At 73.8% G+C, this 18,876-nt stretch carries 15 protein-coding genes and 1 pseudogene; 2 read left to right on the forward strand and 14 right to left on the reverse strand.

Annotated features, from left to right (window positions below; translation table 11 throughout):
* Positions 1–26: 26 nt before the first annotated feature.
* The 10 genes from ACZ7IF_RS00980 to ACZ7IF_RS01025 all read right to left on the reverse strand — a co-directional run bounded on the left by ACZ7IF_RS00980 (position 27) and on the right by ACZ7IF_RS01025 (position 13,406).
* Complete coding sequence (locus ACZ7IF_RS00980) at positions 27–1,289, reverse strand: MFS transporter (protein WP_470961065.1); 1,263 nt, start codon at positions 1,287–1,289, stop codon at positions 27–29.
* The gene (locus ACZ7IF_RS00985; protein WP_470961067.1) at positions 1,286–3,844 is read right to left on the reverse strand and encodes an ATP-grasp domain-containing protein; all 2,559 of its coding nucleotides are present in this window, start codon (positions 3,842–3,844) and stop codon (positions 1,286–1,288) included. The genes ACZ7IF_RS00980 and ACZ7IF_RS00985 overlap by 4 nt, the downstream gene beginning before the upstream one ends.
* Positions 3,845–3,930: 86 nt before the next feature.
* The gene (locus tag ACZ7IF_RS00990; protein WP_470961069.1) at positions 3,931–4,890 is read right to left on the reverse strand and encodes a PLP-dependent cysteine synthase family protein; all 960 of its coding nucleotides are present in this window, start codon (positions 4,888–4,890) and stop codon (positions 3,931–3,933) included.
* Positions 4,891–5,024: 134 nt separating this feature from the next.
* Entirely contained in the window at positions 5,025–6,290 is a 1,266-nt protein-coding gene (locus ACZ7IF_RS00995; protein ID WP_470961071.1) for an SGNH/GDSL hydrolase family protein, read from the reverse strand.
* A gap of 65 nt (positions 6,291–6,355) precedes the next feature.
* Positions 6,356–7,210, reverse strand: a complete 855-nt coding sequence (locus ACZ7IF_RS01000; RefSeq protein WP_470961073.1) for an ATP-binding cassette domain-containing protein — start codon at positions 7,208–7,210, stop codon at positions 6,356–6,358.
* Positions 7,207–8,193, reverse strand: a complete 987-nt coding sequence (locus ACZ7IF_RS01005; RefSeq protein ID WP_470961075.1) for an ABC transporter ATP-binding protein — start codon at positions 8,191–8,193, stop codon at positions 7,207–7,209. The genes ACZ7IF_RS01000 and ACZ7IF_RS01005 overlap by 4 nt, the downstream gene beginning before the upstream one ends.
* The gene (locus ACZ7IF_RS01010; protein WP_470961077.1) at positions 8,190–9,008 is read right to left on the reverse strand and encodes an ABC transporter permease; all 819 of its coding nucleotides are present in this window, start codon (positions 9,006–9,008) and stop codon (positions 8,190–8,192) included. The genes ACZ7IF_RS01005 and ACZ7IF_RS01010 overlap by 4 nt, the downstream gene beginning before the upstream one ends.
* Positions 9,005–9,991, reverse strand: coding sequence for an ABC transporter permease (locus tag ACZ7IF_RS01015; RefSeq protein WP_470961079.1), 987 nt, complete (start codon positions 9,989–9,991; stop codon positions 9,005–9,007). The genes ACZ7IF_RS01010 and ACZ7IF_RS01015 overlap by 4 nt, the downstream gene beginning before the upstream one ends.
* Positions 9,988–11,667: an ABC transporter substrate-binding protein gene (locus tag ACZ7IF_RS01020; protein ID WP_470961081.1), complete on the reverse strand. Its 1,680-nt coding sequence runs from the start codon at positions 11,665–11,667 to the stop codon at positions 9,988–9,990. Before ACZ7IF_RS01020 ends, ACZ7IF_RS01015 begins: the two co-directional genes overlap by 4 nt.
* A 56-nt stretch (positions 11,668–11,723) precedes the next feature.
* Positions 11,724–13,406: an amidohydrolase gene (locus ACZ7IF_RS01025; protein WP_470961083.1), complete on the reverse strand. Its 1,683-nt coding sequence runs from the start codon at positions 13,404–13,406 to the stop codon at positions 11,724–11,726.
* 128 nt (positions 13,407–13,534) lie between these two features.
* Here ACZ7IF_RS01025 and ACZ7IF_RS01030 point away from each other — a divergent pair, with 128 nt between their 5' ends.
* Positions 13,535–14,230, forward strand: a complete 696-nt coding sequence (locus ACZ7IF_RS01030; protein ID WP_470961085.1) for a TetR/AcrR family transcriptional regulator — start codon at positions 13,535–13,537, stop codon at positions 14,228–14,230.
* Positions 14,231–14,264: 34 nt separating this feature from the next.
* Positions 14,265–14,852, forward strand: a complete 588-nt coding sequence (locus ACZ7IF_RS01035) for a YdeI/OmpD-associated family protein (protein WP_470961087.1) — start codon at positions 14,265–14,267, stop codon at positions 14,850–14,852.
* A gap of 7 nt (positions 14,853–14,859) precedes the next feature.
* Here the strand turns inward: ACZ7IF_RS01035 and ACZ7IF_RS01040 are convergent, their stop codons facing one another.
* The 4 genes and pseudogenes from ACZ7IF_RS01040 to ACZ7IF_RS01055 all read right to left on the reverse strand — a co-directional run bounded on the left by ACZ7IF_RS01040 (position 14,860) and on the right by ACZ7IF_RS01055 (position 18,678).
* The gene (locus ACZ7IF_RS01040) at positions 14,860–15,732 is read right to left on the reverse strand and encodes an RNA polymerase sigma-70 factor (protein WP_470961089.1); all 873 of its coding nucleotides are present in this window, start codon (positions 15,730–15,732) and stop codon (positions 14,860–14,862) included.
* Between the two features lie 54 nt (positions 15,733–15,786).
* A pseudogene (locus ACZ7IF_RS01045) lies at positions 15,787–16,403 on the reverse strand (carbonic anhydrase).
* A 78-nt stretch (positions 16,404–16,481) separates the two neighbouring features.
* Positions 16,482–17,087, reverse strand: a complete 606-nt coding sequence (locus ACZ7IF_RS01050; protein WP_470961091.1) for a HutD/Ves family protein — start codon at positions 17,085–17,087, stop codon at positions 16,482–16,484.
* 166 nt (positions 17,088–17,253) lie between these two features.
* Positions 17,254–18,678, reverse strand: coding sequence for a VWA domain-containing protein (locus ACZ7IF_RS01055; RefSeq protein WP_470962271.1), 1,425 nt, complete (start codon positions 18,676–18,678; stop codon positions 17,254–17,256).
* Positions 18,679–18,876 lie beyond the last annotated feature (198 nt).

The raw sequence follows: 18,876 nt of genomic DNA on the forward strand, positions 1-18,876 counted from the left end.
TCGGGCAGGGGGCGCGCCCCGGGCGGTCAGGCCGCCGCGGGCTCGGCGGACGTGCTCCTGCCTTCCGGCACCGGACGCGGACGCGGGTACACCGCCTCCTCCGGCAGCCTCGGCTCCAGCCGCAGCACGCCCAGGGCCGAGACCGTCGCGCCCGCCGCGAGGACCAGCCACATCGCCAGGGGCGACAGGGTGAGCAGGGCCGTCAGGACGGCCGGGGCCAGGGCGCTGGGCACCGCCCAGGAGAGCTGGTACACGGCGAGGTGCCGGCCCCGTGTCTCCTCGGGCGCGGCCTGCGCGCACAGGGCCGACGCCGTCGCGCCGTGCATCAGCTCGCCCGCGGTGAACAGGGCCGTCGCGGCGAAGATGCCGATCAGGATGACGGTCTTGTCCCCCACCGCGGCGAGTACGGCGAACACCAGGAACGAGGAGGCGAACACCGCCGCGCCCAGCGCCACCGCACGGGAGCGCCGGTAGGCGACGAGGGCCCGGGTGACCGGGATCTGCAGCAGCGCGATCCCGACCGTGTTGACCGCGTACAGGACGCCCACCAGCGAGGTGGACGCGCCCAGGTCCTGGGTGACGTACGCCGGGATGCCGATCGCGAGCACCGTGTAGCCGAACGCCGTCGGCACGTTGAGCAGGGTCAGGGCGAGGAACGGCCGGTTGCGCGCCACCAGCCGGTAGCCGCCCTTGCGGGAGGTCCGGGCGGCCGGGGCGGCCGACTTCGCGATCGGGATCGAGCCGAAGCAGACGGCCGCGAGCAGGTACCCGGCGGCGGTGCCGAACACGATCACGTAGTAGAACGCGTCGCTGCCGAGGGCCAGGACCCCGCCGGCGACCAGACCGCCCACGCCCAGACCGGCGTTGCGCAGGCTGCGCTGCGCCGCGAGCAGCTTGTCCCGCTCCGTGCCCTGGACGAACTCGGCGATGAACGACTGGATCGCGGGCGGGTACGAGGTGTCGCCGAGCGCGACCAGCAGGATCACGGCGAACATCGTGTAGCCGTTGTCCACCAGCGGGTACGTGCAGAAGCCAGCGGCCCGCAGCAGGTACCCGCCGGTGACGACGGCCTTGGCCCCGAACCGGTCGATCAGGACGCCCGCCGCCGGGTTGCTGACCAGGCCGATCACGGCGGCGGCCGTCATCAGGGTGCCCACCTGGGTGAGCGGCAGCCCCGTCACGTGGTGGAAGTAGAGCAGGGACAGGGGCAGGTACATGCCGGCGCCGGTGGCGTCGACGACCATGCCCAGCATGTACCGCGCCTTGGCCGACAGGCGGGCCCCCGTCATGACTCGTCGCCGATCACGCTGTGTTCGCGCACCCACTCGCCGAGCTCGCGCAGCCGGCGCTCGACCTCCGCGCGGGTCGGCCCGGTGCCCACCGCGGCCGCGAGGAAGTCGGAGGAGCCGGAGGCCGGGGCGATGACCTGGCCCTCCTCGGCGTAGAGCCAGAACCCGGCGAGCCAGTCGTGCCCCGGCACCGCGGGCAGCCGGCGCACCAGGCCGGGCCGCTTCATCATGAGCAGCTGCCCCGCCATGTGGCGCGGCTTCGGCAGCCCGGCGGAGTCACCGCCCCGGCGTACGGCGGGGTGCAGTTCGTGGCCCGCCTCGGCGCGCACGGCGTACCCGCCGAGGTGCACCCCGAACAGGCTGTTGAAGACCTCGCGGATCTTGGCGCCGCCGGGGCGGCAGGCGATCTCGCACATGACGAGGCGGTCGTCCGGGGTGTGGAAGACCTCCATGTGGAAGGTGTGGTCGCGCAGCCGGGAGCCCTCGGGGGCCAGCGAGGCGAGGACCCGCTCGGCGAGGTCGAGCAGGCGCGGGGTGATCGGGTCGTCCTCGTCGAGGGTGAGGTCGATGCGCGGGCCCGGGTCGGAGGCGAAGGAGGACAGGTCGTACTGGTACTGCGAGGGCCAGGCCATGGCGACCCGGCCGTCGCGCACCACGCCGTCGACGTGGCACATGCGGCCGGGGACGAAGTCCTCCAGCAGGACGTCGTCGCGCTCGCCGTCGGCGTACACCTCCGTCAGGCACTCCTCGAAGGAGGCCTCGTCCTGGAGGATGCGCAGGCCGACCGCGTTGAAGCCGCTGCGCTCCTTGAAGACGACGGGGAAGCCCTCGGCGGCGGCGAACTCGCGGGCCTGGTCGGCGGTTCGGGCCTGGACCCAGGCCGCGACGTCGATGCCGGACGCCTGGGCGCGGGTCTTCATCAGCGCCTTGTCGCGGAACGGCATCACGTCGTCGTGCCAGGCGCCGCGCAGTCCGAAGCGCTCGCGCAGCCGGGCGGCGCGCAGCATGTCGGCCTCGTGCAGCGCGGTCACGCCCGTGATGCCGTGCTCGGCGATGAGTTCGACGGCGCGGGCGTCGACCTCCTCCGCGTCGAAGTCGTCGAAGATCTCCAGGCGGGTGTAGCCGAGGTCGCCGTCCGGCACCTTCTCGCCCGCGAGTTCGATCTTGTCGCGGGCGGCGAGGACGACGATGTCGCCGGTGTGGTCGGGCAGCCAGGAGCGGTACGGGAACGGCTCCAGCGGGTTGCGGTGCAGGATCAGCAGGTTCTCGCGGGGGGCGATCTCGGACGGCTGCGCGAGGACGGTCTCCCCGTCCGGGCCGGCCAGGGTGATGCGGATGTGCTCGCGGATCACCTCGGCGCCGCGGCGGATCGCGGCCGAGGTGTCCTCGGCGGCGACGGCGATCAGGCCGAGCCGGTCCCAGTTGTCCTGGAGGACCCGCACCTCGTCGCCGGGCTTGGCGCTGGGGGTGACGGAGATGACGCCCTCGGCGGCGCGCGCCTCCTCGATCCCGGTGAGGGACTCGACCCGGGTGCCGGGGGTGCCGATCAGGGCGCGGACGCTGGCCCCGCCGTGTGCCTGCGGCCGGTCGGGCAGCTCCTCGACCAGGCCGAAGGGGGCGCCGACGGCGAGCGTGACGAGGTCGACGCCGAAGGCGCTGCGCACCAGCTCGGGGATGGAGTCGCCGCCGATCCGGTTGTGGCCCTCGATGACGCGCGGGCCCTTGGGGGTGAGGCGGACCTCGGTGTGGCAGACGCCGTCGCGCAGGCCCATCACGTCGAGGAAGCCGCGTATGCCTTCGCGTATCGCCTCGTCGTCGGCGTCGGACAGCCGGGCCGGGACCGCGTGGCCGAGCTCCGCGAAGTGGCCGTCGGCGGTGAACTTCTCGGTGACGGTGACGATGACGTGGCGGCCGCCGAAGCTGAAGGACTCGACGCTGAACTCGGGTCCGTGCAGGAACTCCTCCATCAGGAAGTCCTTCAGGACGAACAGCGAGGAGACCCGGTCGGTGCGGGTGCCGGAGAGCCGGGTGACCTCGGCCCAGACCCGGTCGGCGTCCTCGGGCCCCTCGACGCGCATGACGCCGATGCTCGCGGTGGCGTCGACGGGCTTGACGATGAAGGGGAAGCCGTACGAGGCCCCGAAGGCGTCCAGGTCCTCACGGGCCTTCAGGGACCGGGCGCCGACGGCGTGTTCCGGGTCGTGCTCGGCGACGTAGCGCCGCATGGCGGCCTTGTCCCGGATGCGGGCGGTGACCTCGTAGCCGGTCCCCCCGAGCCCGTACAGGTCGTTGATCCGGCCCGCGTTCTCCAGCCCCGGCTCGGTCAGGGAGACGGCCGCGGCGAAGCCGGGGCTCTCGTGCCAGGCCCGGACCAGGGGTTCGATCTGCTCCCACTCCGTGAAGTCCACGACCTCGACGGCCGCGGCGAGCCGGTTCTGCTCCTCGCTGACCTTGGTGGGGTGCTGGAGCAGCAGCACGCTCAGCCCCAGGTCGTGGGCCTTCCGCACGGTCTCGTCGGTCGCACCGACCAGCAGCAGGGTGCGCTCGGGGTTCATCAGCTCTCTTCTCCCCCTGCGGCCGCAGGGATTTTCGGGCTCGTACTCGGGTGGGAACGGGGGGTGGGGTGGGGCCGGGCGCCGGCTCACCCCCGGCCGGCGGTGTCCTCTTGCGGCCACCAGCTGAGGTAGCGCTCGCCGCTGTCGGGGAACACGGTCGCCACGACCGCGTCCGACAGGTCGTGGCGGCGTGCGAGTTCGAGGCAGCCGTACGCGGCGGCGCCCGCGGAGATCCCGACGAGGAGCCCGGTGCGGGCGGCGATGGCGCGCGTGGTGGCGGCCGCGTCGGCGTCCTGGACGGGGATCACCTCGTCGATGAGGTGGATGTCGGTGACGGGGCTGATGAAGCCGCCGTTGAGGCCGGGGATGGCGTGCGGGCCTGCCTGGCCGCCGGAGAGCAGCGCGGAGCCCGCCGGCTCGACGGCGACGACCTTCAGGTCCGGGTTGCGCTCGCGCAGGTAGCGGGCGGTGCCGGTGAGGGTGCCGCCGGTGCCGATCCCGCACACCAGGTAGTCGACGCGGCCGTCGGCGTCGTGCCAGATCTCGGGGCCGGTGGTCTCGTAGTGGGCGCGGACGTTGTCGGGGTTCTCGTGCTGGCGCGCGTACCAGGAGCCGGGCATGTCGGCGTGCAGCTTCTCGGCGTACTCGATGCAGGCGGCGAAGCCGAGGGTGTGGTCGGTGAACTCGACCTCCGCGCCCAGCATGCGCAGGGTCAGCACGCGTTCGCGGGAGGCGTTGGAGGGGAGCACGATCAGGCAGCGGTAGCCGCGGGCGGCGGCGAGGGCCGCCAGGGCGATGCCGGTGTTGCCGGAGGTGGACTCGATGACGGTGGCACCCGGCTGGAGGGCTCCGGACTCCTCGGCGGCTCTCAGCATGAAGAGGGCGGCCCGGTCCTTGACACTGGACAGCGGGTTGGCCGCTTCCAGTTTGGCGAGGACCCGGGCCGTTTCGGGCAGGCCGTCGAGCTGGAGCCGGAACAGCGGCGTACCGCCGACGAGGTCCTCGAACGATGCCGCGATGCGGCGGGTGGTGCGCGCGTGGTTCACGTGCTACCCCTTTGGTGCTGGACGTGCGGTGGGTCTCTGAAAAGTAGCCAGACCCGGTAGCGCGCGATTGGTGCCCGGCTCGGGCCGGACTCGGGTACCGGTCGCGCGCCGCGTGCGTCCGTGGACCGGGTGGTTCACAGGGAGTTGAGGTCCACCGCCTCCGCCATCGCCCGGTAGCCGGCGTCGTTGAGGTGCAGGCGGTCCCCGAAGGCGAATTCCGCTTTCAGCTTCTCGGGGTGTTCCGGGTCGGCGACCGCGCGGTCGAAGTCCACGACGCCGTCGTAGGACCCGCTGGTGCGGATCCATTCGTTGACCTCGTTCCGGATGGCTTCCGCGCCCGGGTTCCAGTACTGGGCGCCGCCGTAGGGCGGGAGGGTGCCGCCGAGGATCCGGACACCGTGCCGGCGGGCCTCGCGGATCAGCTGCCGGTGACCGGCGATGATCTCCTGCGCGGTCGCCCGCGGGCCCGCCGTGCAGCGGTCCTGCGGCATGTCGGGCTGGATGATGTCGTTGGTGCCCTGGAGGACGATCACCGTGCCGGTGTCCGGGCGGCCGAGCGCGTCGCGGCGGAAGCGGTGCAGGGCGCTCTCCCCGAAGCAGGGCGAGTCGTTCAGGACCTTGTTCCCGGCGATCCCGGCGTTGAGGACGGGGCGCGGCCGGTCCTGCCCGGCGAGGCGGCCCGCGAGGGCGTCGGGGTAGCGGCGGTCGGTGCCGGGGGTCGCGCCGAAGCCGTCCGAGAGGGAGTCGCCGAAGGTGACGACCGCACGGCGGGCGACGTCGCGGCCGCCGCCCTTCACGTCGATCCCGGCCAGGTGGTACCAGGACCGGCTCTGGTCGCCGGGGGCCGAGAAGGCGTCGCCGGCGGTGTCGCGCAGGTGGTCGCCGGAGGCCCGGTAGGAGGTGCCCATGGCCACGTTGTGGAAGGTGGCGGGGCCGGTGGGGCCCTGGAACCACAGGGTGACGGTGAGCTGTTCGAAGGCCTTGACGGGCAGGGCCACCGCGTCGCTCGCGAGCGTTCCGCCCGCCGGGACGGCCGCCGCTCCGGCGCCCCCGAACCGCAGCGTCCGTACGGAGTCCGGCCGGACGGCGGCGCCGCCGGCGCTGCGGGCGACGGTCGCGCCGGTGAGCCGCAGCGGGGTCTTCCCGTAGGCGTTGGTGAGCCGTACGCGCAGCTCCGAGCCCTCGGCGCCGGCCCGGACGACCTGGCGCACCGACTGGTTCCGGAAGCCCTCCTCGGACCAGTTGGGGAACCAGTCGGTGTGCGTGGGGGCCTGCGGCGAGGCGCCCCAGGCGCTGTGCCAGGGGGTGGGGTGCGCCGCGGCGGGGGCGGCGGCGGTGCCGGCCACGGCAAGGAGGGCGGCGGCGAGCGGGACGGCGAGGGCGGTCTTCTTCGTGGTCATGCCCCCCTGACCCGGTCCGCCCCGCGGATGTGACGGGCGGGGCGGATCCGCGCCTGTGGGGCCGGTCACACGGCGGGCGGGCCTCCCGCGGGGTCGAGCTCCCTGCGCCGCCGGGCGATGGAGTCGGGGTCCCATCCGGGGCGGGGTACGGAGGCCAGCAGCAGCCGGGTGTACGGATGCCGGGGCGCCGTCAGCAGCTCCGCGACGGGGCGGTGTTCCATGGTCCGGCCCCGGTACATGACGAGGGCCTCGTCGCAGACGTAGCGGACGACCGCCAGGTCGTGGCTGACGAAGACCAGGCCGATGCCGGTGTCGCGCCGGACGTCGGCGAGCAGGTTGAGCACCTGGGCCTGTACGGACACGTCCAGGGCGGAGACGGCCTCGTCGAGTACGAGTACGGCCGGCTCCACCGCCAGTGCCAGGGCGATCGCGGCGCGCTGGCGCTGGCCGCCGGAGAGCCGGCGGGGCAGGGCGGCCGCCTCGCGGTCGCCGAGGCCGACCTGGGCGAGCAGTTCGCGTACCCGGTCGGCGCGCGCCGCCGGGTCGCGGGAGCCGTGCAGCCTCAGCACCCCGTCGAGGGCGGCGCCGATGGAAAGCCGGGCGTCCAGGGAGAGGTAGGGGTCCTGGAAGACGATCTGGACGGCCTTGGCCCGGGCCAGCCGGGCCGCCCGGCCCCGGACGGACTCGGCGAGGGGGCTGCCCTGGACGAGGATCCGCCCGACGTCGGGGCGTTCGAGGCCGACCAGCATCCGGGCGGTGGTGGTCTTGCCGGAGCCTGACTCGCCGACGATGCCCAGTGCGCCGCCCGGCTCCAGGGAGAAGGACAGCCCGTCGACGGCGACGACCTCCGTCCCGCCGGTCCGGTACGTCTTGCGCAGCCCGGTGACTTCGAGCAGCGGGGTCGGGGGCGGGGTGGTCATCGGGCCTCCGCGGGGGTGAGGGCGGCTTCGCCGAGCCGGTGGCAGGCGGCTGCCGCCGCCGGGCCCCGTTCCCGCAGCGGCGGCGGGGACTGCTCGCAGCGCCCCGGGTCCACGAACCGGCAGCGGGGTGCGAAGGCGCAGCCGGGTGCCGCTTCGAGCAGGCCGAGGGGGGCTCCGGGGACGGGGACGAGGCGCCTGGGCGGGGCGCCGTCGAGGGGCGGCGCGGAGCCGATCAGGCCGGCCGTGTAGGGGTGGCGGGGTGCGGTGAGGAGGTCGGCGGCGGGGGCGGTCTCGACGATGCGGCCGGCGTACATCACGTAGACGCGGTCTCCGACGGAGGCGGCGAGTTCGATGTCGTGGGTGATCAGGAGCAGGCCGAGGCCGCGTTCGCGGCGGAGCCGGCCCAGCAGGGCGAGGATCTCGGCCTGGGTGCTGACGTCGAGGGCGGTGGTCGGCTCGTCGCACAGCAGCAGGCGGGGTTCGGCGGTGAGCGCGGCGGCGATCACGACGCGCTGGAGCATGCCGCCGGACAGTTCGTGCGGGTACTGGTCCAGGTGCCGGACGGGGTCCGGCAGGCCCACCGCGTCGAGGAGTTCGGCCGCCCGGGCGCGGGCGCGGGCCTTGGGCCAGCCGTGCACCAGGCGCAGGGACTCGGTGAGGAAGTCCCCGACGCGGCGGACGGGGTTGATGGCGGCCCTGGGGTCCTGGTAGATCATCGCGGCCTTGGCGGTGCGCACCTCGCGCAGGCCCTCCCGGTCGGCGCCGACCAGGTCGGTGCCGTCGACGCGGACCCGGCCCCGGACCTCGGCGCCCTGGGGGAACAGCCCGAGGGCGGCGCGGGCGGTGACGGACTTGCCGGAGCCGGATTCGCCGACGAGCACGACCGTTTCGCCGGGGTCCACGCTCAGGCCGATGCCGTCGAGGAGGGGGCGGGCGGTGCCCGGCAGGGTGATGCTCAGGTCCTCGTACCGGAGCAGTGTCATCGGGAGTCCCTTCCGGCGAGGCGGTCGCCGAGGTTCTCCCCGACGGCGGTGAAGGCGACGACCACGACGACGACCGCCACGGCGGGGACGACCGCGGACAGCGGTTCGCCCTGGAGCACGGCGGCCTGGCCCTGGTTGATCATCGCTCCCCAGTCGGGTGTGGGCGGCTGGACGCCGAGGCCGAGGAAGGAGAGCGCGGCGAGGTCGAGGAGCGCGTACCCGAAGTTGACGGTGGACTGGGCGAGCAGGGTCGGGGCGATGTTGGGCAGCAGGGCTCGCACGGTGGTGAACAGGGCGGAGTGGCCCTGGACGCGGTAGGCGGCGATGTAGGGCCGGGCCTTCTCCTGGAGGGCGAGGCCGCGCACGAGGCGTGCCGTGTACGGCATGTAGGCGAGGGCCATGGCGATGACGGGGGCCGTCATCCCCTTGCCGAAGAGGGCGACGGCGAGGATGGCCAGGAGGAGGGCGGGGAAGGCGAAGAGGATGTCGAGCACCCGGCCGGCGAGGCGGTCGGTCCGGCCGCCTCGCCAGGCGGTGAACAGGCCGACGGCCACGCCGAGGACGGTGGAGGAGACGACCACGGCGAGCGGTCCGGCAAGGCTGGTGCGGGTACCGCCGATCAGTGCGGACAGGGTGTCGTGGCCGCCCTGGTCGGTGCCGAGCCAGTGGTCGGGGCCGGGGCCGAGCAGGGTGTCGCCGAGCCGGCCGAAGGTGGGGTCGTGGGGGGTGAGCCAGGGCGCGAGCAGTGCGACGAGCACGAACAGGGCCAGGAGCAGCGGGCCGACCGCCCGCAGGGGGCTCTTCCTGATGTTCACCGGGCGCTCCCCGCTGCGGCCGTCCGCGGGTCGATCAGCGGCTGCACGACGTCGACGAGGGCGTTGACCACGACGAACGCGGCCACCACCAGCAGCACGATCGCCTGGACGACCTGGAAGTCCAGCTGGTCCACGCACTGCACGAGCAGGGACCCGATCCCGGACATCCCGAAGGCCGTCTCGACGATGGCGGTGCTGACCAGCATGCCGGAGACGAGGAGCGCGGAGACGGTGACGACGGGCCCGAGGGCGTTGCGCAGCACGTGGCGGCGGATCACGGTGGCCCGTGGGGTGCCCCGGCTGAGCGCGACCTCCACGTGTTCGCGGCGCAGCTCGTCCAGCATCGCGGAGCGGGTCACCCGCGTCACCAGGGCGGTGAAGGTCACGGACAGGGCGATGGCGGGCAGCAGGACGTGGTGGAGCCGGTCGAGTACGCCGCTGCCGTTGCCGATGGTGGGGAACCAGCCGAGGCGGACGCCGAGCACGGAGCGCAGGAGCAGTGCGACGACGAAGGCGGGTGCGGCCGCCCCCACCGTGACCAGCAGCATCACCGTCCGGTCGGTGCGGGTTCCCCGCCGCAGCGCCCCGAGGGCTCCGGCGGCGACGCCGACGGACGCGATCAGCAGCGCGGCGGTGGTGACGAGGAGGAGGGAGGAGGGCAGCCGGGACCACAGGAGGGTTCCGACGTCCTGGTGGAAGAGGTGGGAGCGGCCGAAGTCGCCCTGCAGGACCCCTTCGAGCCAGTTCCAGTACCGCAGCAGGAAGGGCTGGTCGAATCCGTACTGGCGGCGGATCTCGGCGAGCTGCTCGGGGCTGGGGCTGCGGCCGCGCACGAGGAAGGCGGCCGGGTCGCCGGGGGCGAGGTAGAGGGAGGAGAACACCAGGAAGGAGGTGACCAGGAGGGTGGTGGCCATTCCGGCGAGCCGGCGCAGCACCCGGCCGGCCCGGGCGAGTGCCGCCGCACGGGCGGCCGCGGCCGTCATCCTCTGGCCCCGATCTCGGCCGCCCACGGGTAGTAGAGGTAGGCGATGGACGGCTGTACGCCGGTGATGCGCTTGCCGAGGAAGACGCTCACGGGCTGGGTGTAGAGGGGGAGCCAGGGCAGTTCCCGCAGGGCGATGCGCTGGGCGTCCGCGTTGGCGGCGGCGTGCCCGGCGGGGTCGTGGGCCGCGCCGGCCCGTTCGACGGCGGCGTCGAAGGCGGGGTCGGACCAGCCGCCGTAGTTGCTGAAGTTGCCGGTCTGGAGGGAGCCGTACATGTCCAGGGGGTCGGTGATGGAGGTGTACCAGAAGGCGAGGAAGAGGTCGATGCCCTCGCGGGCGGCGGGGTCGGTGAAGAGCGTGGAGTACTTCTCGGCGGAGAGGGTCTCGATCCTCGGCTTGAGTCCGATGGCGGTGGCGGCCTGTGCTACGGCCTGGGTGATGATCGTCGTCTGGGAGTCCACGGCGCTGGTGGCGAGGACGACCTCCTGCCCGGACACGCCCGCCTCGGCGGCGAGCGCCTTGGCCTTCGCGGGGTCGTAGGGGTATTCGGGCAGGTCCTTCATGAGGGCCTCGCGGGTGGCGTCGGGTGCCCCGCTCCACAGGTTGTCGGTGACCAGGGAGCGGGCTACCTCTCCGACGCCGCCGGCTCCGGCCTTGATGATGCCCGCCCGGTCGGTGGCCATCAGCAGGGCCTTGCGGACGCGGGCGTCGCCGAGGGGGCCCTTGAGATTGGCGACGACCTCGTCGGCGACGGTGGTGTTGCGGCCGAAGTAGAGCGTTCCGGCCTGGCCGGCGCGCAGCTGTGCGTAGGCGCCGGCCGGGACCATCCAGCCGCCGTCGACCTCCCCGCTCTGGAAGGCGTTGACCCGGGTGGTCGGGTCGGCGAGGAAGACGAACTTCACCTCGCCCGACTTGGCCTTCAGCTCGGGGTTCCAGTAGCCGTCGTACCGCTTGAGGGTGAGGGACTGGCCCGAGGTCCAGGAGCCGAAGGAGAAGGGGCCGGTGCAGTTCACGCCGGTCTGCGGGTTCCCGTAGTCCTTGCCGGCCTTGGCGAGGGTCGCGGCGGACTCCACCGTGCCGGGGCTCGCGGCGAGGTACTGGTTGAAGGTGGAGTCGGGTTTGGCGAGGGTGACGGTCACCTCCATGTCCCCGGTCCGGTCGACGGACTTGACGTTACGGAAGGTGGAGGCCCAGACGCTGGCGGTCTGCGGGTCGAGGTTGCGGCGCAGGGAGGCGACGACGTCGTCGGCGGTCAGCGGCGTGCCGTCGTGGAAGCGGACGCCGGGGCGGATCGTGTAGACCCAGGTGGTGGGGGTGGGGTTGGCGTACGAGGAGGCGAGGTTCGGGGAGGTCGTGAGGTCGGGGTTCCAGCGCAGCAGGCTCTCGCAGACGTTGGCGAGGATCTGGTTGGGCGGGAAGTCGAAGGAGTAGGCGTAGTCGATGCTGGTCGGCTCGGCGTACGTCGACCAGGTGAAGGTGTCCAGGTTCCCCGCGGCGGCGGGGGTCCGGTCGGTGAGCTTCGGGGAGCCCGGCGCGTCGGGGCGGGGGCCGGCGGTGCCGCTGCACGCGCCGGTGAGGAGTACCGCGGCGGCCGCGAGGCCGGCGGTGACGGTGTGCCGGGCGCGCCGGGCGCGTCCGCTGCCGGGGAGGCCGGCTCTCGGTCGGGGTGATGCCATCGTCTGCCTCCGTGAGGGGTGGGCGGGGATCGGCCGGGGATCGGGCGGGGAGGGGGTCAGCCGGCGGCGATGTGGACCGGTTCGCCGTCGACGTAGGTGCGGAGCACCCGTACGTCGCCGATCTCCTCGGCGGGCAGTGCGAAGGGGTCGCGGTCGAGTACGGCGAGGTCGGCGTACTTGCCCGGCTCGACGGTGCCGGTGGCCTCGTCGAGGTGGTTCACCCAGGCGCTGCCGGCGGTGTAGGCGGTCAGGGCCTGGGAGAGGGTCAGGGCCTGCTCGGGGAAGAAGGGCTCGCGGACCTCGCCGGGGGCGGGGGCGCCGGCTTCGCCGGCGGGGACGGTGCGGTTGACGGCGACGTGGACGCCCCAGAGGGGGTTGGGGCTGCTGACCGACCAGTCGCTGCCGGCCACCAGGCGGGTGCCGGCTCGCTGGAGGTCGCCGAACGGGTACTGGAGGGCGGCGCGCCGCGGGCCGAGGAAGGGGATGGTCAGCTCGTCCATCTGCGGCTCGTGGGCGGCCCACAGCGCCTGGATGTTCGCGGCGGCGCCCAGGCGGGCGAAGCGCCCGATGTCGTCGGGGTGGACGACCTGGAGGTGGGCGAGGTGGTGGCGGTTGTCGTTGGCGCCGTTGGCCGCGAGGGCGGCCTCCAGCGCGTCGAGGACCTCCCGCACCGCGCGGTCGCCGAGGGCGTGGAAGTGCAGCTGGAAGCCGGACCGGTCGAGGATCCGCACCGCTTCGGCGAGCAGCGCCGGCTCGATGAAGCTGAGCCCGGAGTTGGCCGTGGCGCAGCCGCAGCCGTCGAGGTAGGGCTCCAGCATGCCGGCCGTGAAGTTCTCGGCGATGCCGTCCTGCATGATCTTCACGCTGGTGGCGTTGAAGCGTCCGACGCGGCCGCCCCGGCGGCGCTCCTCGATCTCGGGGATCTGTTCCAGCCCGCGCTCGCGGTCCCACCACAGGGCTCCGACGACGCGGGCCTTCAGGGAGCCTTCGCGGGCGGCGCGCAGGTAGACGCCGTAGTTGTCGGGCTGTGCGGGGAAGGCTCCGATCATGGCGTCCTGCCAGGCGGTCACACCGAGGGAGAAGAGGTGCCGCTGCGCGGCGAGCAGGCCGGCGTGCGCCTCGTCGGGAGTGGCGCTCGGCACGTGGCGGGCGACCAGTTCCATGGCGCCCTCCTGGAGGGTGCCGGCCGGGCTGCCGTCGGTCTCCCGCTCGATCCGGCCGTCCGCCGGGTCGGGGGTGTCCCGGCCGACTCCCGCGCGTTCGAAGGCGCGGGTGTTGGCCCAGGCCCCGTGGCCGTCGCGGTTGGTCAGCAGGACGGGCCGGTCCGGGACCACCGCGTCGAGCATGGCGCGGGTGGGGGTGCCGCCGGGGAAGGCGTCCATCGACCAGCCGCCGCCGCGGATCCAGGCCGCCTCGGGGTGCTTGCGGGCGTAGGCGGCCACCACGGCCAGGTACTCACCGGCGGAGCGGGCCTCGCTGAGGTCGCAGCCGAGCATCTGGACGCCGGCCACCACCGGGTGGACGTGGGCGTCCTGGAATCCGGGGAGCAGCAGGCCTCCGGCGAGGTCGACGACCTCGGTGGCGCGGTCCGCGAGGGGGCGTACCTCGCTCTCGTCGGCGACGGCGAGGATCTTCCCTCCTCCGACGGCGACGGCCGCCCGGACGGGGGCCCGGGAGGTCCCGGTGAAGACCTTCCCTCCCACGAAGACGGTGTCGGCCCGCTGACTGCTGCTGCCCATCGCGCATCCTCCGGCTCGGCGGGCTGGGCCCGCACGGCTTGCTGGTTGAGGAGGAGTGAACGGGAGCGCAACAGTGTTGTCAACGGTGTTGCGCTGACTCCGTGCCGGATCGATACACTGGCCGCACCATGCCGAAGCCACCCGACACCCCCGGCCGTTCCAAGCGGGCCGGAAGCCAGCTCACCCCCGAGGCGATCATCGACGCGAGCCTGCGCATCGCGGCGCGCGGCAGCGAGGACGCCTTCACGGTCCGCCGCCTCGGCGAGGAGCTCGGCGCCGATCCGACGGCGGTCTACCGCCACTTCCGCGACAAGGACGAGCTGCTGCTGTCCGTCGCCGACCGCACCCTCGGCGAGGTGCTCGCCGGCATCCCGGAGGGGCTCGGCTGGCAGGACCGGCTGCGGGCGCTGGCCGCCGGATCGCTGGAGGTCGCCCTCAGGTACCCGGTGGTCGGCTCGACCATGGCCAGCCGGACGACCCGCCGGACCAACGAGTTCCGGGTGGTCGAACTGATCCTCGGGGCGGTGCGGGAGGCCGGGCTCGAAGGGGCCGAGGCGGCCGCGCACTACCGGATGGTCGGCGACTCCATCCTCGCCTGGGTCGGCCAGCGCGCCGCCTACCTGCTGTTCCCGCCGGAGGTGCGGGCGGCCGACGAGGCCTCCTGGAGCCGCGAGTACCGGCTGGTCGACCCCGGCGGTTTCCCGAACATCACCCGGCTGAGCGGCGAACTCGCCGAGGTGACCGAGGAGGAGATCTTCCGCCTCCGGGTCGAGGCGCTGATCACCGCGATCGAGGAGCGGGCCCGCACGGTCAACGGGACTTAGACCGCTGTCAGTTGGTGTCGCTACCCTGGACCGCATGGACGAGATCAACGGTGTGGAGGTCCTCGCCTTCGCGGATGCCGGGGCCTTCGAGAGCTGGCTGGAGCGGCACCACGCGCGCACCGAGGGCGTGTGGATCAAGGTGGCCAGGAAGAAGTCCGGCATCCCGTCGGTCACCGACGACGAGTTGGTGGACATCGGGCTCTGCTACGGCTGGATCTCCGGCCAGCGGCGTTCGCACGACGAGCGGCACTACCTCCAGAAGTACGTGCCGCGCCGCCCGAGGAGCCTGTGGTCGCAGGTCAACGTCGAGAAGGTCGCGGCGCTGACGGCGGCCGGCCGGATGCGCGAACCGGGGATCGCGCAGGTGCGCAGGGCGCAGGCCGACGGGCGGTGGGCGGCCGCGTACGAGTCCCAGCGCACGGCGGCGGTCCCGCCCGACCTGGCGGCCGCCCTGGAGGCGGACCCCCGGGCCCGGGCGGCGTTCGAGGCCCTCGACCGGAGCGGCCGCTACCAGCTGGCGCTGCCCCTGCTCCAGGCCCTCACCCCGGAGACCCGCCGGGCCCGCCTCGACCGGGCCCTGGACACGCTGCTGCGCGCCGGGGGGCCCGGCCTGGGGCGTTGACGGTCCGTCAGCGGCGCAGGCCCGCCAGCTTGTCGGGGTTGACCTGGATGCGGATGTTGCGCATCAGGCCGCCCTCCAGGTCGTACGTGAGCGAGCCGATCGGCTCGTCCCCGGCCAGGGCGAGGACGCTGAGCTCGCCGTTGATGACCGCCGGGACGACGGTGACCCCGGACATGGCCGGCTTGGACAGCACGCCGATCAGGAAGCGGCCCACGTGGTCCGATCCGTACAGCGGCCGGCGGCCGGCGGTGACCTTGCCGCCGCCGTCGGACCAGGCGGTGACGTCGGGGGCGAGCATCGCCAGGACCTCGTTGAGGTCTCCCCCGGAGCAGGCCTTCAGGAAGCGCTGCGTGATCCGCTCGCGCTCCGCGGTGTCGCTGTCGTAGCGGTGGCGGCGCTCCGCCACGTGCTTGCGGGCGCGGTGGGAGATCTGCCGGACCGCCGGCTCCGGGCGGTCCAGGAAGCCGGCGATCTCGGCGTGGGAGTAGCCGAAGACCTCGCGCAGCACGAACACGGCGCGCTCCGCGGGGCCCAGCGTCTCCAGGACGACCAGCATCGCCGTGGAGACGCTCTCGGCGAGCTCCTGCTCCTGCGCCACGTCGGGTTCGGTGAGCAGGGGCTCCGGCAGCCAGGGACCCACGTACTCCTCCCGCGTGGCGCGGGCGGAGGTGAGCCGGTTCAGGGAGAGGTTGGTGACCGTGCGCACGAGGTACGCCTTGGGGTGGCGGACCTCCGAGCGGTCGGCCTTGTTCCAGGTCAGCCAGGCGTCCTGGACGATGTCCTCGGCGTCGCTGACGGTCCCCAGCATCCGGTAGGCGGTGGCGAACAGCAGCCTTCGGTGTTCGCTGAAGGGGTCCGTTTCGGGTTCGGTCGTGATCACCGTTCGATTCTGCCCGGTGTACGGCGGACCCTGCCACCCCTCCCCCGCCGGGTGTCAGTCGAAGGTGCGCACCCGCTGGTCGTGGAGGTCGTAGCGGGCCGCCGCCACGGCGAGCTTCCCGGCGCAGATGGCGCGGGCCAGGTCCGGTTCGGCGGCGAGCCGGTCGCGGGTGCGGCGGGCGTGGGCGTCGATGGTGGCGCTGACGCGGGCGTCGCCGTGCTGGCTCCGGTCGATCGCCGGGCGGATCCGGTCGGCCGGGTACTGGATGTGCGCCGGGAGCCGCTCACCGGTCCCGTCGGCGTGGACGGCCGCGCTGACGGCGCCGCAGGACTGGTGGCCGAGGACCCGCACCAGCGGGATCGCGAGCTCGAGGACGCCGTAGGCGACGCTGCCGAGCACCGCCTCGTCCAGCACCTCGCCCGCCGAGCGGACGGTCAGCAGGTCGCCGAGGCCCTGGTCGAAGACGAGCTCCGGCGGGACCCGGGAGTCCACGCAGCCGAGGACGATGGCGAAGGGGCTCCGCCCCTTGGCGAGCCGCAGCGGGGTCGACGGGACTCGTTGGGGTGCTCCTGGCGGTACGTGCGCCGGCTCGGCGAACCCGCCCCTCGCACGGCGGTGTTCGCGGAAGCGCCCTCAGGAGAAATGTTCGAAGTGCGTATGCTCGAAAGCATGCGCGACGGTATCCGGCTTTACCCTTTTCTTGACCAATGCGCGTAATGCCAATTGGCCGGAACCCACCTTGAGTTGGCTCAAACCGAGCCTGCGGCGGGGCGCGTGCCCACCACCGCCACCCGGCCCTCGGAGCGGACGACCACGCAGGTCAGGGGGCCCGACACCAAGGCCGCGTCGTACCGGCCGAGTTCGCTGCCGTGGTCCGGGCTCTCGGGACGGTGGAGGGTCGCCGGACCCTCCAGGGCCACGACGAGCAGGGTCTCGTCCGGCAGCGCGGTGAGGGCGAGTTCACCCCGTACGACGGCGCTGCGGGCCCGGACCCGGTCCCGGTGGTACATCACGTTGAAGTTCACGACGGGGCCGCCCAGCAGCCGGCAGTCGGTCGGCCGGTCCCCGGGGAAGTGCTGCGGCGCGTACCGCTCGTCGACGAGCCGCCGTACGCCGCCGACCGTGAGGTCCATGCCCGCGCCCTCGGCCAGGGTGAGGATCCGGTCGACCCCGGGGAAGCACGAGAAGGGCCCGTCGGCCTCCACCTCGGCGAGGCTGACCCGCCAGGCGAAGCCGGCGGTGCCCGCGCCCTCGGGCCGGGCCGCGATCTCGCGGGTGACCCCGCCGCTGTTCTTCCACGGTGCGGCCGTCCGGTCGGCGGCGCGCAGGATCCGGATCTCGGCGGGGCCGGGCATGGCGGGGTTTCCTTCCCTCGGGTCCGTACCGCCGGGGCCGGCTGTACGGACCCGGGCGGCGAAGGCCGAGCCTATCCAGGGGGCCTCGGCAGCCCGTGGACCAGGTGCGGGAGCCGTCCTGGTCGTTGGCGCCCTCGCCCCCCGGCCCGGCCGGACGGCGGGCCGATCAGCGCAGGATGCCCGCCTGCCGGGCCGCGCGCAGCCAGGAGGGGAACTCCGACAGGAGCCGGTCGTACAGGTCCTGGTCCGAGATCCCGTCGATGTCGTCGACGGCGAAGAAGCCGACGTTGTCGACGCGGCGCCCGGGCATGGTGTCGAAGCGCTCCAGTACGCCGAAGCCGGCCCTGCCGAGTCCGACGAACTGCCAGAACACCGGCTCCTCCACGGCCGCCCGCAGCTCCCGCTCGATCTCGTCGTTGCGGTACACCCCGCCGTCGGAGAAGAACAGGACCAGGGTCGGGGCCGGCACCGGGTGGGAGCGTACGAAGTCCCGCACCTCGGCGATGACCTTCTGCTCCTCGTTCTGGAAGCCGACCTGCCGCATGTCGACCTGGCCGGGGACCAGGCCCTTGGGCGGCTTCCTGCGGCCGAAGAGGCTCATCTGGCCGACGCGCACGTGCAGGCGCAGCCACTCGGGGAGGTCGCCGACGGCGAGGTCCGGCAGCCGGGCCGGGTTGGTCGCGAAGGTCCAGGCCTGCATCTCGCCGTCGTCGTCGAGCTGCGCGGCGACGGCCGCCATCCGCTCCACCACGCTCGCGACGGTGCCGCGCGCGTACAGGGTGCTCATCGACCCGGAGGCGTCGAGGACGAGGACCACGCGGGCCGTGACCCCCTGGGCGCCGGACTTGCTCAGGCTGACGGCGACCTGCTTCTTGCGCAGCGACAGGCGCCCGCGCATGTCCTCGGGGAGCCACTCCTCGCCCTTGACCAGCCGTACGACCGCCTCACCGGCGGCCGGGGCGGGCGCGGGCGCCGGCCTGGGAGCCGGCCGCGGAGCGGGCGCCTGCGCGGGGGCCGGCCGCGGAGCGGGCGCCTGCGCGGGGGCCGGTGCCGGGGGCCGCGCGGGGACGGCCGCGGGCGGCGGGGCGTCGTCCACGGTGATGCCGTAGTCGGTCGCGAGTCCGGCGAGCCCGCTCGCGTACCCCTGGCCGACGGCCCGGAACTTCCACGCCCCGGCCCGCCGGTAGAGCTCGCCGCTCACGAAGGCGGTCTCCGGCCCGGCCTCCATGTCGAAGCGGGCCAGTTCGGCACCGGAGACGGCGTCGAGCAGGCACAGGTGCAGTCCCGGGACCCTGCCGAAGGTGCCGCCGTCGGCGGAGGCGCAGAGCACCACCCGCTCGATGTCCCCCTCCAGGGCGGCGAGGTCGACGTCGAGGGTGTCCGCGCCGGGCCGCTTGCCCAGGTGGCGTACGGCTCCGGAGGCGTGGCGCGGCTGGTTGTAGAAGACGAAGTCCCCGTCGGAGCGGACCCGTCCGGTACCTGCCAGCAGCAGCGCGGAGGCGTCCACGTCGGGCACTCCCGGCCCGGCGGACCAGCCGAGCACCGCTCTGACGGAAGTGGCGGCGACCGGGAGGTTGGCACCTTTGCTCATTGTCGTCACGCCGGACAGTCTGCCCGGTGGGCACGCTCCGCGCGGCCGAATGGCAGCGGAAGCGGTCCGGGCACGCGGCCGGGGGGGGGGGGGGGGGGGGGGTGGGGCGGGTGAGGGTGGGGGGGGGGGGGGGGGGGGGAGGGGGGGGGGGGGGGGGGGTGTGGTGGGGGCACACAGACGCCAGGGCAGTTGTTCCTC

The sequence above is a fragment of the Streptomyces sp. NPDC037421 genome (assembly GCF_055602105.1).

Excerpts from the sequence above, each read along its gene's own strand:
- ACZ7IF_RS01050 (WP_470961091.1), bottom strand. The coding sequence starts at position 17,087 with ATGCCCGGCCCCGCCGAGATCCGGATCCTGCGCGCCGCCGACCGGACG.
- ACZ7IF_RS01025 (WP_470961083.1), bottom strand. The coding sequence starts at position 13,406 with ATGGGCAGCAGCAGTCAGCGGGCCGACACCGTCTTCGTGGGAGGGAAG.
- ACZ7IF_RS00995 (WP_470961071.1), bottom strand. The coding sequence starts at position 6,290 with ATGACCACGAAGAAGACCGCCCTCGCCGTCCCGCTCGCCGCCGCCCTC.
- ACZ7IF_RS01005 (WP_470961075.1), bottom strand. The coding sequence starts at position 8,193 with ATGACACTGCTCCGGTACGAGGACCTGAGCATCACCCTGCCGGGCACC.
- ACZ7IF_RS00985 (WP_470961067.1), bottom strand. The coding sequence starts at position 3,844 with ATGAACCCCGAGCGCACCCTGCTGCTGGTCGGTGCGACCGACGAGACC.
- ACZ7IF_RS01035 (WP_470961087.1), top strand. The coding sequence starts at position 14,265 with ATGGACGAGATCAACGGTGTGGAGGTCCTCGCCTTCGCGGATGCCGGG.
- ACZ7IF_RS00980 (WP_470961065.1), bottom strand. The coding sequence starts at position 1,289 with ATGACGGGGGCCCGCCTGTCGGCCAAGGCGCGGTACATGCTGGGCATG.
- ACZ7IF_RS01020 (WP_470961081.1), bottom strand. The coding sequence starts at position 11,667 with ATGGCATCACCCCGACCGAGAGCCGGCCTCCCCGGCAGCGGACGCGCC.
- ACZ7IF_RS01000 (WP_470961073.1), bottom strand. The coding sequence starts at position 7,210 with ATGACCACCCCGCCCCCGACCCCGCTGCTCGAAGTCACCGGGCTGCGC.
- ACZ7IF_RS01015 (WP_470961079.1), bottom strand. The coding sequence starts at position 9,991 with ATGACGGCCGCGGCCGCCCGTGCGGCGGCACTCGCCCGGGCCGGCCGG.
- ACZ7IF_RS01055 (WP_470962271.1), bottom strand. The coding sequence starts at position 18,678 with ATGAGCAAAGGTGCCAACCTCCCGGTCGCCGCCACTTCCGTCAGAGCG.
- ACZ7IF_RS01030 (WP_470961085.1), top strand. The coding sequence starts at position 13,535 with ATGCCGAAGCCACCCGACACCCCCGGCCGTTCCAAGCGGGCCGGAAGC.